A 15,623-nucleotide genomic window follows, 5' to 3' on the forward strand; every position below is an offset into this window, starting at 1 on the left:
TTACTTAAAAAGAATAATTTGAAATATAATAAAATATTTAATATTCTACCACAACTGTCCCACTTCTTGTTTGATCAAGTCCAAGGCAGCATAAGTAGGAGCGGCTTTATCTACTAAACTACTCACTACAAATTCTCTCAAGTCAGTGGCAGTTTGTACTTTTTCGTTTTGAGCGGCAATGCGTATCAATTGGATAGTCGCATTCTTAGCCGTTTGAATAATAGACCAACATTCGCCAGACACATAAATTTGTTGGCTTAGATTGTGTTCAAATTCTTGTTGGATTTGGTCAATGATAAAATTCTCATATTCTTTTTTATCGTTGGTTACAGGGCTATTTCGCAACAATATTTGTGCAGGATTGATGCGTTCCATTAATAAACTCAATCGTTCGTAGGCTTGCAAGCGCAAAGGTAAGATGTCTTTTTTGTTTTCTTTTTGCAATAACCAATGACGAATTTTCTCTTGGTCTTTAAAATAGTTATCAAATAAAAAATAAGCAACGCCACCCGTTACTAAAGAAGGTAATGTATATCCAAGGATTTCAAGTATTTTGACTGTTTCCATTTGTTTTTTTCTATTTTTGAAACACAAAAATACGCTTTTTGAAAATGTAACGGAATATTTTATTGCATACGAATCAATTTATATTACGTCAGTTCGAGTGTTTTTTGTGCAGTGAAGCGGAACAAAAAATGAATCGAGAACCTTCAAAAATAGTCACGGCTTCTCGATACAATTTAAAAAGAAAAGTTAGCTCATTTCTTTTTAAATCACTCGAAGTGACGTGTAGAGAATAAAATAAAATAAATTACTTAACCTCAATCCTTTATGGAAAATTACATCATTGTTTTACTTTGTTTGGCCGCCTTTTTTGCAGGATTTATTGATGCTGTTGTGGGTGGTGGTGGCTTAATTCAAACTCCCATGGGATTGATATTATTGCCTAATTTACCCGTTTCGACTGTAGTAGGAAGTTTGAAGATTCCAGCATTTAGCGGTACTTCGTTTGCGGCCTACCAATACCTCAAAAAAGTAGCGATGAACTGGAAATTGCTTTCGATTATGATGCTATTAGCTTTTCCATCAGCATTTTTGGGATCGACTTTATTGACCTATGTGAGCAATGATTTTATGAAACCTATTCTGTTAGTGGTGCTGTCTTTTTTGGTGATTTATACCTACGCCAAGAAAAATTTTGGACAACACATTGAAAAGAATAGTTCTCCTAAAAGACAACTAATCAATGCTGTGAGCATCAGTTTTGTGGTGGGATTGTATGATGGTTTTATAGGACCTGGAACCGGAAGTTTTTTGGTGGTGGCGTTTATTGCCTTGATGGGATTTGATTTTTTACACGCTTCTGCCAATGCGAAAATGGTGAATCTGGCTACTAATTTTGGTTCGATTTGTTTGTTTTTTATCAAAGGAAAAATTATTTGGGCGATTGCCATTCCGATGGCGTTTAGTAATGCTTTGGGTGGTTTTTTAGGCGCTAAATTGGCAATTAACAAAGGAAATCAATTTATCCGAATCTTCTTTTTGATTGTGGTAATTGGAACTTTAATTCGTTTTGGATACGATGTGTTTTTTAAGTAAACTAATCTATTGCAATATCTTTACCTCCACGGATACGATTATTCGCCTTTTTAATATTTTCTTCTGTTTTTAAGATTATTTTTACAATATGTAAATTCAGTTTTTCTTTCGAGTTTTCAAAATCCTCTACAATTATTTTTAAAATGTATTTTTCATCTATTGGATATTGGTCATAATCACCAATAACTTGTTCATTGTCAATTTGGAAAATAACGGGGCCTTTTAATGATTCTAAATATTTTGCTTTTAAATTGCTTAATGAGATAATCTTGGGTTTATAGGGGTTTTTTGTAGTAATAAATATTTTTCCATAATACTTAATAGTATCAATTTTAAATTCTTCTTTCTCAATATTCACTGTTTCAATCTCGATTTGGTTGAGAGTTCGGAGAATATTTTGATTAACCAATGTTCCATTTATATAAAAAGCAGGTTTCTTATTCGGGAGTATTCTAGGTTTATTGTAAATAACTTTAATTACGGTGTCATTTGCAGAATATGGTTTTGATATTGTTACCCCAGGAACTTTGCCTGAAAGTTGTTGTGCAAAAGAAGTAGCAATAACAAATAGCGTTAATGAGAGAAAGAGTTGTTTCATTTCAAAAAAATTATTCATTAAATATATAAATTAATCTTGTATTTCACATATTTTAAACTATAAAATCTGTGAATCTGCGGTTATTTAAAATGGTTAATAAATTTATTTGTTCTTCAATTTTTGCTATTCAAAACCTCATTCAAAATACCTATTTTTGTTTTTAATAATATAAATTTCCAAATGCAGCACTATATTGATCAATTGAACGAAGCGCAACGCGAACCCGTACTTCAGAAGGACGGCCCAATGATTATTATTGCGGGTGCAGGTTCTGGTAAAACGAGAGTGTTGACCATTCGAATTGCCTATTTGATGAGTCAAGGCGTGGATGCATTTAATATTTTGTCATTGACCTTTACCAACAAAGCCGCTCGCGAAATGAAAAATCGTATCGCGTCTATTGTGGGAGCCAGTGAAGCTAAGAATCTTTGGATGGGAACCTTTCACTCGGTTTTTGCCCGTATTTTGCGTTCAGAGGCAGAACATTTAGGCTATCCTTCTAATTTTACGATTTACGATTCGCAAGACTCCGTGCGTTTGATTTCTTCGATTATCAAGGAAATGCAATTGGATAGGGACATTTACAAACCAAAACAGGTGTTAAGCCGTATTTCTACCTATAAAAACAGCTTGATTACGGTAAAAGCCTATTTCAACAATCCCGAATTACAAGAAGCCGATGCGATGTCTAAGAAACCGCGTTTGGGCGAAATTTACCAAAATTATGTTGAGCGTTGTTTTAAAGCAGGAGCGATGGATTTTGATGATTTATTATTGAAAACGAATGAATTACTCACTCGTTTCCCTGAAATATTAGCCAAATACCAGAATCGTTTCCGTTACATTTTGGTGGATGAGTACCAAGATACCAATCATTCTCAGTATTTGATTGTTCGTGCCTTGTCAGATAAATTTCAAAATATTTGTGTAGTGGGTGATGATGCGCAGAGTATTTACGCCTTCCGTGGTGCCAACATTAATAATATTTTGAATTTCCAAAAGGATTACGACAATGTGAAAACCTTTCGTTTGGAACAAAATTACCGTTCGACCCGAAATATCGTGGAGGCGGCCAATACCATTATCGATAAGAATAAAACCAAACTGGATAAAATTGTTTGGACGGCAAATGATTTTGGCCCAAAAATAAAAGTACACCGCAGTTTGACGGATGCCGAAGAAGGGCGTTTTGTAGCCAGTACGATTTTTGAACAAAAGATGCAAAACCAAATGCTAAACGGTCAATTTGCTATTTTGTATCGTACCAATGCACAATCGCGTGCTATGGAAGATGCTTTGCGTAAACGAGATATTCCGTACCGAATTTACGGCGGACTCTCTTTTTACCAAAGAAAAGAAATCAAGGATGTTTTGTGTTATTTGCGATTGGTTATCAATCCAAAGGACGAAGAAGCCTTGATTCGTGTGATTAATTATCCCGCCAGAGGAATAGGGGATACTACCGTTGAGAAATTGACTATTGCAGCCAATCATTACAAGCGTTCGATTTTTGAAGTGATGCAAAACATTGATAAAATTGACTTGAAACTAAATTCGGGAACCAAGCAAAAGTTGACGGATTTTGTGAACATGATTAAGAGTTTTCAAATTATTAATGAAAACCAAGATGCGTTTTACATTACCGATCATGTGGCCAAAAAAACAGGTTTGGTACAAGAACTGAAAAAAGATGCCACCCCCGAAGGCATGGCTAAAATCCAAAACATTGAGGAATTGCTTAATGGTATCAAGGATTTTACCGAAGGTCAAAAAGAAATTGATGGTGCGCGCGGTGCCTTGTCCGAATTCATGGAAGACGTGGCTTTGGCTACCGATTTGGATAAAGACACTAGCGATGAAGATCGTGTGGCGTTGATGACGATTCACTTGGCAAAAGGATTAGAGTTTCCACACGTTTTTGTGGTGGGAATGGAAGAAGATTTGTTTCCAAGTGCGATGAGTATGAGTACCCGTTCGGAATTGGAAGAAGAACGCCGTTTGTTTTATGTGGCATTAACTCGTGCGGAACATCAAGCGTATTTAACGTATGCGCAATCGCGCTACCGTTGGGGAAAACTTACAGATAGCGAACCTTCTCGTTTTATTGAAGAAATTGATGGACAATATTTAGAATATTTAACGCCTGCCGAATCGAATTACCGCTACAAACCGATGATTGACAGTGATATTTTTGGCGATGTGGACAAGTCCAAATTGCGTTTAGCTAAACCGGTTTCAGGAACACCACCCAAATACATTACAGATAACCAACCTAAACCGGACAGTCCAATTAGACGATTAAAACCGGTTACTGGAAATACACCCACTTCAGGGAGTGCCAATTTGTTTGACAATAAATTAGTAGCTGGAAATATCGTAATGCACGAGCGTTTTGGTAAAGGTGAAGTCATCAATATGGAAGGGGTTGGTGCCGACAGAAAAGCGGAAATTCGTTTTGAAGTGGGGGGAATTAAGAAACTATTATTGCGTTTTGCAAAATTGGAAATTATTGGGTAATAATCATATTATTTAAGTCAGTTCGAGTATTTTTGTTTAGTGAAGCGGAACAAAACTTCTCGATACAATTTTAAATAGAAAAGCTATTGCATTCCTATTTAAAATCACTCGAAGTGACGTGAATGGATTGGTTAAATTGGATTATATAGTTTAAACGTCAGTTCGAGTGTTTTTTGTGTAGTGAAGCGGAACAAAAAATGTATCGAGAACCATTTAAAAGCGAAATATAATGAAGCAATCTTATGTCTATATTTTAAAATGTGCTGATGATTCCTAGTTACACTGGTGTAACAAGTAACCTAACTCAACGTATTTTTCAACATGAAACGGCTTATTATCCAGATTGTTATACAGTAAATAAAAGACCAGTTAAATTGGTTTACTATTGTGAATTTACCGATATTAATTTTGCAATTGATATAGAAAAGAAAATTAAAAAATGGTCTAGAGCTAAAAAAGAAGCTTTAATAAACGAGGAGTTTGACAAACTTCCTAACTTAGCTAAAAAGAAATTTTAATTTTACAGTCATTACACAGCTTCTCGATACAATTTTAAATAGAAAAGCTATTGCATTCCTATTTAAAATCACTCGAAGTGACGCGTACTTGAAACGTTAAAAGTAAGATATAGTTTATATGTCAGTTCGAGTATTGAAGCAGAACAAAAAATGTATCGAAGTGACAAAATAAAAAAACAAAACTATGGCTGAATTTATAAAAATATACCCTGATAAACCGAGTGAGTCGGCTATTGTCAAAGTGGTAAAGGTATTGAAAGAAGGAGGTTTAGTAATCTATCCAACCGATACGGTCTATGGATTGGGTTGTGATATTACGAATACAAAGGCTTTGGAGCGAATTGCCCGAATCAAAGGCGTGAAATTAGAGAAAGCTAATTTTTCGTTTATATGCCACGATTTAAGTAATTTATCTGATTATGTGAAGCAAATTGACACCGCTACTTTTAAAATTTTAAAACGAGCGTTGCCAGGACCTTATACCTTCATTTTACCAGGAAGTACTAATTTACCAAAAGAATTCAAAAAGAAAACTACTGTTGGTATTCGTGTGCCAGACAATTCCATTGCTTTAGAAATTGTTAGCCAATTAGGAAATCCAATTGTATCCACTTCCATTCATGATGAAGATGATGTGATTGAATATACGACTGACCCAGAATTGATTTTTGAAAAATGGCAAAATTTGGTGGATATGGTAATTGATGGTGGCTATGGAGATAATACGGCTTCTACCATAATTGACTTATCGGGGCATGAACCGATAGTTGTCAGAGAAGGAAAAGGAGATGTAGACATACTTTAGTTAGTTATATATAACTATTTGTATTTTAAAATTTTACATAAAAAAAACGTCTTGATTTTTCAAGACGTTTTTTTTATGTAATGGAAACAATTTTATTTTTGTTGTTTCTTCATTTCTTTTTCCACCATTTCGTAGAATTGGTCAATTTTAGGTAATACAACAATACGAGTTCTTCTGTTACGAGCTCTGTTTTCAGCTGAATTGTTTTCTACTAATGGTACATACGAACTTCTACCAGCAGCAATCAATTGAGAAGGTTTAACACCTAATTGATTAGTTAAAACACGAATAATAGACGTAGAACGTTTTACACTTAAATCCCAGTTGTCTAGTAAGATTCCGCTTCCTGCATAAGGTACATTGTCGGTATGTCCTTCTACCATACATTCGAAATCAGGTTTGTCATTTACTACTTTAGCCACTTTAGCCAAAACACCTTTCGCTTTATCAGTTACCTCATAGCTACCGCTTTTAAATAATAGTTTATCAGCAATTGAAATGAAAACCACTCCTTTTTCTACATTAATTTCGATATCTGGATCAGACAAACCAACTGCACTTTTTAAACTAGTGACAACAGCTAAGGTAACGCTGTCTTTTTTAGTTAAGGCATCTTGCATTCTGTTGATTTTCAAATCTTTTTCTTTGATAGATTCTAATGCTTTTTCAATATTTTGAGCACCTTTAGACGACAAAACTGCCATTTCTTTAGAAGTCTCAATTAAATTTAAATTTTGATCTTTTAAAGCTGCTGCAGTAGCTGCAAGTCCAGCTTTTTCTTCTAAACAAGAATTTAACTTTACAGTACAAGTATTTAATAAGTCTTGAGTTTCTTTATTTTTAGCCTCTAATTCAGCATATTTCTTTTTAGAAACACAAGAACTTAAAAGCGCCAATACTGATAAAGCAATTACAACTTTTTTCATAAATGATGATTTTATTGGATTATTTGATTTGTAGCAAATTTAGTTTTTATAATTTATTTGAGCCTAATTAAATCGTTAAAAAAACGAATTTTATTTATGAAGTAACTATAAACGATACTTTTGGTGATATAGTATTGGGTTTGTTGAAAATTACTTCGTTTAGCATAATTTTCGGCAAAGCGCGTGTAAAATGCGAAGTGTGCTTTTAGAATTGCCAAAAAGTGTTTTATTTTTCCTTGTAACAAGAATTGAATTCCGGCTATTCCGTCTAATAGCATTCGGATAAAAAGTATTCGATACAAGTCTTTTTTAGGTAAATTCTTGGTGAGCATTAATAATGAATTTCTGAAATTCAATTCCGTTTTTTTGGGATTCCCTTGCTGTAAAGTAGCACCACCAACATGATACACCTTAGATTCAAATAAATACTTAATTGTATATCCTTTATTTTTTGCCCTCCAACATAAATCAATTTCTTCTTGGTGTGCAAAAAAGGAAGTGTCAAATCCATTTAATTCGTTGTAAACAGCACTTCGAATAAAAAAACAAGCTCCTGAAGCCCAAAAGATTTCTTGATTGGTATCGTATTGACCATTGTCTTTTTCTAAAGTGTCAAATATACGACCGCGGCAAAAAGGATAACCGTATTGGTCAATATATCCTCCGGCAGCTCCTGCATATTCAAAATAGTCTTTGTTCTTGAAGTCTAAAATCTTCGGTTGAATGATGGCAGTTGTAGGTTCGTTTTGAAATGTTTTGATGATGGGTTGTAGCCAATTTTCTGTCACCTCAATATCTGAATTGACTAAAGCATAAACATCGGCATCAATATGTTGTAATGCTTCGTTATACCCACCTGCGTAACCCGTATTAGTTGGATTTACCACAATAGAAACCTCAGGAAAATGAGCCTTTACAAAAGCCACTGAATTATCTGTAGAAGCATTGTCAGCAACATAAACAGTCGCTTCTTTGGAAAATTGAACTACAGAAGGTAAAAACTGTTCTAGTAATTGTTTTCCGTTCCAATTGAGTATAACAACTGCTACTTTCATCTAGATTGTGTTTGATTGATAATGGGGTAATTCAGGTAAAAATTGGTATTTTTCATTTTCAAAATCCATTTGGCAAAAGTAATGATTCAAGCCATTAGTCACCATTAAATAATTCGATTTCAAAGTCATATTATATTGAGCAATTTGATCGAAAGTACTTTGTGAAATGGTCACTTCAGGGGCTTTACATTCGATTAATATAAAAATAGAACCATCTGAATTGTACACCACAACATCATATCTTTTTCGTAATCCGTTGACTTTTAAAACTTTTTCAACATTAATCAATGACTTAGGATAGTTTTTTTCGAACATTAAAAATTGAACAACGTGTTGGCGAACCCATTCTTCGGGAGTAAGAATTATAAATTTTTTCCTGATGGCATCAAAAATAGACACTTTATTTTCGCTATTTTTGAAACGGAAAGAATAGGATGAAAAATTCAATTGTTGCATGCGCCAAAATTACTATTTTAAATTTCAAATTTCCGAATAAAGACCTAACCAAAACAACTTTTTGTGGACGAAGTAGTAAAAATTGTAAATGATATTAAGGCAGGAAACATCAAACCAATCTATTTTTTGATGGGAGAAGAGCCGTATTATATTGATAAATTATCCGATTTTATTGAACAAAATGTATTGACTGAAGAAGAAAAAGGCTTCAATCAAACGGTTTTGTATGGTCGTGATGTTTCAATTGACGATATTGTTTCGACTGCTAAGCGTTATCCAATGATGGCCGAACGTCAAGTAGTGATTGTTAAAGAAGCTCAAGAATTGTCTCGAACAATTGATAAAATTGAGAGTTATGTAGAAAATCCAATGGAATCAACGGTCTTGGTTTTTTGTTACAAATACAAAACATTGGATAAACGTAAAAAAGCAACGAAATTATTAGCACAAAAAGGGATTGTTTACGAAAGTAAAAAGCTGTATGAGAATCAAGTTGGCGACTGGATAAAACGTGTTTTGGCTGGTAAAAAATATGCGATCGAACCTAAAGCTACTGCCATGCTAGTGGAATTTTTAGGAACTGATTTGAGTAAAATTAACAATGAATTAGAGAAACTGCAAATTATACTTCCGTCAGGAAGTACGATTAATCCACAGCATATTGAAGAGAATATAGGTTTTAGTAAAGACTTCAATAATTTTGAGTTACTGAATGCTTTGGGCTCTCGAAATCAAGCTAAGGCATTCCATATTGCTCACTATTTTTCAGAAAATCCAAAAGCCAATCCTTTAGTAGTAACCACGGGTCTTGTATTTGGATTTTTTGTAAAAATCCTAAAATACCACGGATTGAAAGATAGAAATCCTTCAAAAGTAGCATCTGCTTTAGGAGTAAATCCTTATTTTTTGAAAGATTATGATGTGGCTTTGAAAAATTATCCTATGAAAAAAGTAAGCCAAATCATTACTTCTTTACGAGATGTAGATGTGAAGAGTAAAGGAGTAGGAGCTACGATGTCACAGTCGGATTTATTAAAAGAAATGCTATATAAAATATTTAATTAGTAGTAAATTTAGATATTTGCACCACCAAAAAACAGAAAATACCACATGTTATGGGAATGAATAAAAATACCATTTTAGGATGGGCTACTTTAATTATGATTGCAATGGGCTTATTACTAATAGGTTTAGGGGCTTTTAGATATGATGATGTTGCAGGATGGGGCTTTGCTGCTGTCGGTGTTGGATTTTTAGCGAATGCTTGGGTTTTTAGTTCTCTTAAAGGTAGAGTCTAGAATTGTTGAGTACCAAATTTTTTGGTTTCAATTCGTTTCTCTTTTACCTGTAATACAAAGTTCGTTTCGATAATGGTTTCAGGTATTGCTTGTATACTGATGTTGTTTGAAACAATAGTTACATATTCTGAAAGTCCTTTTTTTTCAAGTGTGACGGTATAATTGTTCTTAGGAACATAAAAAATAAATTTACCTGCTTCATCTGTTTTTGTGTAAAAAACATTCCCTGAAGAATCGGTTAGGATTACTGACAATCCACCTATTTTTTGATTGATAGAAAATGAATTTTCAGTCGAAAAGTAGCGAATACTTCCCTTGATTGTACTTGTACGGCTTAGACCTATAGCGATTTTAGTAGGTTTGTCTACTTTTATTTTTTGCAAAGGGGCATGCCATTCATTGGAATTTATAGGGCGGATTTCATAATAACCAGTGGGCAGTCTTTTGTATTTTATAATTCCGTGGTCATTTGATTTAAAGGCTTTGTCATTAATAATAACTAATTGATTGATGGCAGGTTTGTTTTTCGAATCTAAAACACCATTCCCTGTAGTATCATAAAAAAGATACACTTCTAAATCACTTTTAGTAGCATCAATTTGAATGGGATTGAACCGTTTGGTCAAGCCAAATTGAATGGTGTTTACGGGTTGAAAACTAGTAGAAAAATCGCTGTAAAAATTGTTTATGAACAAATTCAAGTTCTTATTCCAATCAAAATCAATTCGGCTATTGGATTGTAACGTATTTGATATAAAACTATTTTTGGAATACATTATCCCTGCACGAAGATGCAATTTTTTATTCAATAGGTTCATTTGAATACTTGGAGAAATAATGCAATTGAAATAGGTGTTTTCTACTTGTTGTTGTGCTGCAATAATTTCACCGAGATAAAAATTATTGTGTTGATAATATGCCGTTAAATTGAAAAACTTCCAAGTATAGTTGAAATTAGTTTTCAATTGAAGTTGCTGTTTCGAATTCAAATTGGTCGTAAAAAACCCTCCTTCTAAAGAAAGGTTAAAGCTATGATTATTTTTAAAATAGTTGCCTCCAATCGTAACTCGATTCGCATTCATTTTATATTCTTGGAATAAAGGACTAACCAATGCAGGTTCTTTTCGCATTTCAGCAATAGAAGTTAGTGAGAATGAAAAAAATAACGCTCCCAATCGTTTAGAAATCCCCGTACTCAGTTGTGTATTTGAAAATTCTGAAGGAAAATATGCGGTGGTTTTAATCGTTTTGGGAGCAAATGAAAAATGATTCGCAGACAACCAAAAAGAATATTTTTCCAAATTGAAATGAATACTTTCGTTCAAGTTCAATGCACCACTTCTTATTCCTGCAAAATATCCCGAACTAAAATAATTCAAACTATTGTAAAATAATTTTGCGGTTTTACCATGAAGATTTACTTCTGCAGCAGCACCCAGTTTTTGATTTGAATTTTCATTGGAATATAGAGTACTCATTGCAGTACCTGTTTGCAAGGAAAAATTAGGTTTTTGTATAATCGAAAATTGAGTACTAACAAGTGCTTTTTGGATACCCTCATTACTATCGTTATCAAATAAAACAGCCGTTTTATAGCCTTTATCCCATCCGTCTTTATTAGTAAAACTTACCCAAGCCGACTGTCCTGAAGAAGGAGTAGAGAAATCAATAACAGAATATGATTTTTCTAAAAATCCAGCTTCTATTTTGTTATTAGTCGATGTTTTGAAGAACGTTTCAATACCTCTCCCTATTAAGTTTAAATCATTGAACTTGGATATATTCCCAATTTGTAGTCCAACTGTTTTTTCTTTGTAACCAATCCAGGTGTTTCTCATGAATGTTTGATTGGATTGTTCCCACCAATTAAAATCAAGATTGGTATACACAGTTCCTTTGTTGATTTCCGCTTGTACATTTCCATAAAATGCCATTACGTTTTGATGGCTGTTACTTGTTTGCTGACTTGTAGTGATTTGATTGATTGGACTAAACGGATTGGAATAGTCGGTTACAAATTCAGGTATATAGCGCCGACTTTGTTTGATTGGATTTGCTCGAATAGTGGCAAAGCCAATAATATCTCCATTTTGATATAAAGACCGAATTGCAATTGCAAATTCTTCTTGTTTCAATATTTCTCGAGTGATTTCCTTTTTTAAAATAAGTAAAGAATCAGTGTGGGCCTTTATAGTTATTGTGTTGTTTTCTATTCGATTTTTAGCAACAAATTCGGGATAATTGGCTAGAATAGTAATAGTTTGAGTTGAGTTACCTTCGTTTAGAAGGCGAATAGGAATTCGTAAACTATCACCCACTTGTTCATAGAGTAAATTGGTTTGTTGTACTATCATTTTAACCAATCGTATTTCTTTAATAACAATAGGTAACAAAGCACTGATTTTTTCTTTTGAATTAGAAAGTGTAAAATGAGCTTCTAATTGGGCTAAATTTTCTGGAGAAGCAGTAGCAGAAATCATAGCTTTTACGGCTATGAAGAGAGTTTCGTTTGGATTCAAAATAATTGTTTTGGATTTATTTTGTAAAACATACAAGCTCTCTGTTGTACTCAATATTTCCAAATGACCTTCAATGGTAGTATTAGTCGGATTTTTTAGCGCTACAGTAGCATCTATCATAGCACGGTCTATCGATTTATCTTTGTTTTCGGCCAATGAAATACGTACCATATTGGTTTGTGCCTGAACAGAAAATATCGAAAAACAAATGAGTATAGAGATTGTAATTTTAGCTAAATAGCAACGCATTGTATCAATTTTAATTGGGGGTCAAGACAAAATAGACGAAAGTAGAGTAGGTCGCTGATGGTACATTCATTCCGGGAGTATTGGGTAATATTGAAAAAGTTAAATCGTACTCAATACTAGGAATCCAACTTGTCCGAATAGCAATAATTTGATCAGCAGCACTTAAAGTTAGTGGTGAAGTAATGGTCATTCCATTTATTGCGGCACTTGTAGCCAATCCCACTTTTAAAACTGAAACGGGTAATGTGGCAGCTGTTGTAGCAGAAGTTAGCACTGAATTAGCCGCTTTTACCGAAAGCTGATAATTTGAATCTGAAGTAACTTTTAAACCTTTTAGGACGGTATTGGTCTTTCCTGTTGCAAAATCAGCAGCATTTGCGAAAATCAAATTGAATTGGTCTGCACCATTTTGAAGCACAATACTATTGTTCGCAATGTTACCGCTGTAATTAATTGTAAAGCCAGCACTGTTTCCTATAGATGTCATATAAGAACTCACAAGCACATCACTATTTCCTTTGACTTCGTACAATTTAAATTCGTAAGCCGATTGGTACGAACCATTGGGAACTGTTAAAAGTTGGTTTCCTCCTTGAATATTCAAATTGAAACTAAACACACGATTAACAGTTCCCTTCAATGGGATGGCACTATTTATCAAAGTAGTTTCACTGAATTTATTTAATGCAAACGGCCCTGAGTTGATTGTAATTAAACTTGTATTATCACTTGAGTTAGATTGTGTATTGTATTGTAATGCTGAATATTGAGCGCCAATACTGTTGCTTAAATACGTATAATCTTGAACCAATCGAACAGTTAATTTCCAATTACTTAAACTGTTTTGTCCTGTTTGTCTTTGGACATTAATATCTACTTGATTGACTTGTGATTTACCCACATTTAGTTCGTTGTAAGTATTGAATACGGGTTGTTGATTGCAATAGGCCGAAATACTATTTTGAGCCATACACCACATTCCATTAGTTAGAAATACTATCATTAGTAGTTTTTTCATATTTCAAATTCTAATTCGGCGACTTTTATGACATCTGTTTCTCCAAAAGATAATTGAGCAGAAATAGTGTATTTGCCTTTTTCTAAATTTTTTGGTAATTGAAAATGGAGTTCTCGTAAATCGTTGGGAAGAGTAAAAAAATCAGTTTCATTCAAATGACTTTTTTTCCCCGTATTATTATTGAATAATTCCCATTTTACCTTTCCATCTGCCCAAATAGTACTATTGTTGGCTATTTGTAGCTTGACAAATTTGGCTTTGTCAGTATCAATATAATTTTTGAAATCGGCAATTTCTATTACGGGTTCTGTTTTTTGACTAAAACTATGATAGATTTTAACCCCCATTCGTACGGTAACTTGGATTGCAGCACCACTCTCATCTTTGGCTTGACCAGGATTCAATTGGGTAAAGAAAACCATTGCATTATGTACTGGAATAGCCGTATTGGCATCAGTAGGAACTTTAAAAAGAATTTCGATTTCTTTGGTTTCACCAGGTTGAATGACAAAATAGGATGAGGGTAAAACCTGAATCCAATTCACACAAGAATTAGGCAGACTATTGGATTCCAAGATGTGATTGGCTCCTGAATTTTCGTAATTCCAATCGCTAAAAGAAACCCCGATTTCTAATTCCTTATCGTTTGGGTTCATTAATTTTATTATTTGCGAACTGCTTTCGCCAAGGCCTAATTTATAATACAACCGCCCAGGTGTAACTGAAATTCCTGCCTGAGACCAAGCTAATGGAATAGACAGAATTACAAACAGCGTTAAATAGAGTTGTTTCATGGTTTCCATTTTGAAGTTATTGTGAGGCAAGAGTGTAGATAACCGTTGCTGTATAGGTTCCTATGGGTTTATTCAAATAGAAACTTGTTTTAGTAGCCGGAATAGCATACGTTACATTATAACCTCTAGCTCCCTCGGCTACCGCATTTTTTATTACGATAGTATCGGTACTCCCTAATGTGACAGAAGGAGTTATTATTGTTGTTGCCGATGCTGGAGTATTACTTCCTGTGAGATCAGACCCCATAGTTGTTTGCAAGGCAATAGTATTCACAGGAATGGTACTACTGCTACCATTAAAAGATAAAAAATCAGATTCAGCTTTGACACTTACTTGATAATTAGTTGTAGAACCTACATTGATATGATTGGTTTGGATTGCAGAACTATTACCAGATATATAGTGCGCCATCTGAGTCAATTGAATATCTACCGCTGATTGGGTAATAGTAATGCTTTGTGCTTGGGCAATGGTAACATTGACTTGTGTTTGAGCAGTCTTAACTTGTCCAATTATTACTATTGGCATCATTAATACAACTAATATAAAGTGACTTTTTAATTTCATAGCGAATCGTAAAAAGATGAATTTAATAGTGCTAAAAAAAGCATCAACCGCAGTTGATGCTCTTAGAGACTAAAATTAAAGCTATTTGGCATATAAAGAATAAGTTACTTTGGTAGAATAAACCCCAGTATTTTTATTCAAATATTCATTGGCTTGTTGTGCAGAAATAGCATATACTACATCATATTCTCTTTTTGTTTCTCCTGAATTTTTAGTAATAATTGTTTTTTCGGTACCCACAGCTAAGGCATTTTGAGTTAGGGTTACATCAGCAACAGAGGGAGCAGTACCAGTGCCTTTATATGCTCCTAAGGTAGGGGTAACGGTCACTGTACTTACAGGGATAGATATACCATTATTTAAAAGTTCGGTCTCAGCAGCCACTTTTACTTCATAACCTGTGTTTGAACTAACGATAACATGTCCAGTTTGTTTTCCAGAGTCGTTACCTTGCTGGAAATGGTCTGGGGTTTTCATGTCTATTGAAACACTACTTTGCCCCACTTGGATGTCATAGGCATTATCTAGATTGACATTCAATGTTGTTGCGGCTGATTTTCCTGTTGTGGTTTGTGCTTGAGACACTAATCCAGTAAACAAAACTATTGCAAATGATGCAATTCTTACTACTTTCTTCATTTTTTTGAGATTTAATTGATTAATATTTATTTGTAACAAATTGGTATTTCTAATTCTTGTTGAA

The 15,623-nt window shown here is 33.8% G+C and carries 15 protein-coding genes and 1 pseudogene; 6 read left to right on the forward strand and 10 right to left on the reverse strand.

The window, feature by feature from the left end:
• Positions 1–45 precede the first annotated feature (45 nt).
• The gene (locus tag Q0L65_RS00765) at positions 46–567 is read right to left on the reverse strand and encodes a hypothetical protein (protein WP_296682380.1); all 522 of its coding nucleotides are present in this window, start codon (positions 565–567) and stop codon (positions 46–48) included.
• Positions 568–831: 264 nt separating this feature from the next.
• Here Q0L65_RS00765 and Q0L65_RS00770 point away from each other — a divergent pair, with 264 nt between their 5' ends.
• Positions 832–1,599, forward strand: a complete 768-nt coding sequence (locus Q0L65_RS00770) for a TSUP family transporter (RefSeq protein WP_296682382.1) — start codon at positions 832–834, stop codon at positions 1,597–1,599.
• A gap of 1 nt (position 1,600) precedes the next feature.
• Here Q0L65_RS00770 and Q0L65_RS00775 read toward each other — a convergent pair whose 3' ends face one another.
• Positions 1,601–2,215, reverse strand: a complete 615-nt coding sequence (locus Q0L65_RS00775) for a hypothetical protein (RefSeq protein WP_296682383.1) — start codon at positions 2,213–2,215, stop codon at positions 1,601–1,603.
• Positions 2,216–2,377: 162 nt separating this feature from the next.
• Between Q0L65_RS00775 and Q0L65_RS00780 the strand changes: the two genes are divergently transcribed.
• The 3 genes and pseudogenes from Q0L65_RS00780 (at position 2,378) to Q0L65_RS00790 (ending at position 6,037) form a co-directional block, all read left to right on the forward strand.
• Positions 2,378–4,714: a UvrD-helicase domain-containing protein gene (locus Q0L65_RS00780; RefSeq protein ID WP_296682385.1), complete on the forward strand. Its 2,337-nt coding sequence runs from the start codon at positions 2,378–2,380 to the stop codon at positions 4,712–4,714.
• A gap of 229 nt (positions 4,715–4,943) precedes the next feature.
• Positions 4,944–5,232 (forward strand): annotated as a pseudogene (locus Q0L65_RS00785) (GIY-YIG nuclease family protein).
• Positions 5,233–5,416: 184 nt separating this feature from the next.
• Entirely contained in the window at positions 5,417–6,037 is a 621-nt protein-coding gene (locus tag Q0L65_RS00790) for an L-threonylcarbamoyladenylate synthase (RefSeq protein WP_296682387.1), read from the forward strand.
• Positions 6,038–6,129: 92 nt separating this feature from the next.
• Here Q0L65_RS00790 and Q0L65_RS00795 read toward each other — a convergent pair whose 3' ends face one another.
• Genes Q0L65_RS00795 through Q0L65_RS00805 form a run of 3 tightly spaced genes read right to left on the reverse strand, consistent with a single transcriptional unit; the run spans position 6,130 to position 8,474 of the window.
• On the reverse strand, positions 6,130–6,963 hold the full coding sequence (locus Q0L65_RS00795) for an OmpA family protein (RefSeq protein ID WP_296682390.1): 834 nt from the start codon (positions 6,961–6,963) through the stop codon (positions 6,130–6,132).
• Positions 6,964–7,016: 53 nt separating this feature from the next.
• Positions 7,017–8,018, reverse strand: coding sequence for a glycosyltransferase family 2 protein (locus Q0L65_RS00800; RefSeq protein WP_296682391.1), 1,002 nt, complete (start codon positions 8,016–8,018; stop codon positions 7,017–7,019).
• Positions 8,019–8,474 carry a type I restriction enzyme HsdR N-terminal domain-containing protein gene (locus Q0L65_RS00805; protein ID WP_296682393.1) on the reverse strand — a complete coding sequence of 152 codons (456 nt, stop codon included), beginning with the start codon at positions 8,472–8,474 and terminating at the stop codon, positions 8,019–8,021.
• 63 nt (positions 8,475–8,537) lie between these two features.
• On the opposite strand from Q0L65_RS00805, the gene holA reads away from it, so the two are divergent.
• Together holA and Q0L65_RS00815 are read left to right on the forward strand one after the other, a co-directional pair.
• Entirely contained in the window at positions 8,538–9,539 is a 1,002-nt protein-coding gene (gene holA / locus Q0L65_RS00810) for a DNA polymerase III subunit delta (protein WP_296682394.1), read from the forward strand.
• Positions 9,540–9,589: 50 nt separating this feature from the next.
• Complete coding sequence (locus Q0L65_RS00815; RefSeq protein ID WP_296682396.1) at positions 9,590–9,772, forward strand: CAL67264 family membrane protein; 183 nt, start codon at positions 9,590–9,592, stop codon at positions 9,770–9,772.
• Here Q0L65_RS00815 and Q0L65_RS00820 read toward each other — a convergent pair.
• The 5 genes from Q0L65_RS00820 to Q0L65_RS00840 all read right to left on the reverse strand — a co-directional run bounded on the left by Q0L65_RS00820 (position 9,769) and on the right by Q0L65_RS00840 (position 15,559).
• Positions 9,769–12,540, reverse strand: a complete 2,772-nt coding sequence (locus tag Q0L65_RS00820) for a carboxypeptidase-like regulatory domain-containing protein (protein ID WP_296682397.1) — start codon at positions 12,538–12,540, stop codon at positions 9,769–9,771. The genes Q0L65_RS00815 and Q0L65_RS00820 overlap by 4 nt on opposite strands.
• Before the next feature lie 10 nt (positions 12,541–12,550).
• Positions 12,551–13,543 carry a hypothetical protein gene (locus tag Q0L65_RS00825; RefSeq protein ID WP_296682399.1) on the reverse strand — a complete coding sequence of 331 codons (993 nt, stop codon included), beginning with the start codon at positions 13,541–13,543 and terminating at the stop codon, positions 12,551–12,553.
• A gap of 11 nt (positions 13,544–13,554) precedes the next feature.
• Positions 13,555–14,352, reverse strand: a complete 798-nt coding sequence (locus Q0L65_RS00830; RefSeq protein WP_296682400.1) for a hypothetical protein — start codon at positions 14,350–14,352, stop codon at positions 13,555–13,557.
• A 16-nt stretch (positions 14,353–14,368) separates the two neighbouring features.
• Positions 14,369–14,884, reverse strand: coding sequence for a hypothetical protein (locus Q0L65_RS00835; RefSeq protein WP_296682402.1), 516 nt, complete (start codon positions 14,882–14,884; stop codon positions 14,369–14,371).
• A 117-nt stretch (positions 14,885–15,001) separates the two neighbouring features.
• Positions 15,002–15,559, reverse strand: a complete 558-nt coding sequence (locus Q0L65_RS00840) for a hypothetical protein (RefSeq protein ID WP_296682404.1) — start codon at positions 15,557–15,559, stop codon at positions 15,002–15,004.
• Between the last annotated feature and the right edge of the window lie 64 nt (positions 15,560–15,623).

Source organism: Flavobacterium sp., from assembly GCF_024642105.1.
In the GTDB taxonomy this organism is placed as follows: Bacteria; Bacteroidota; Bacteroidia; order Flavobacteriales; family Flavobacteriaceae; genus Flavobacterium.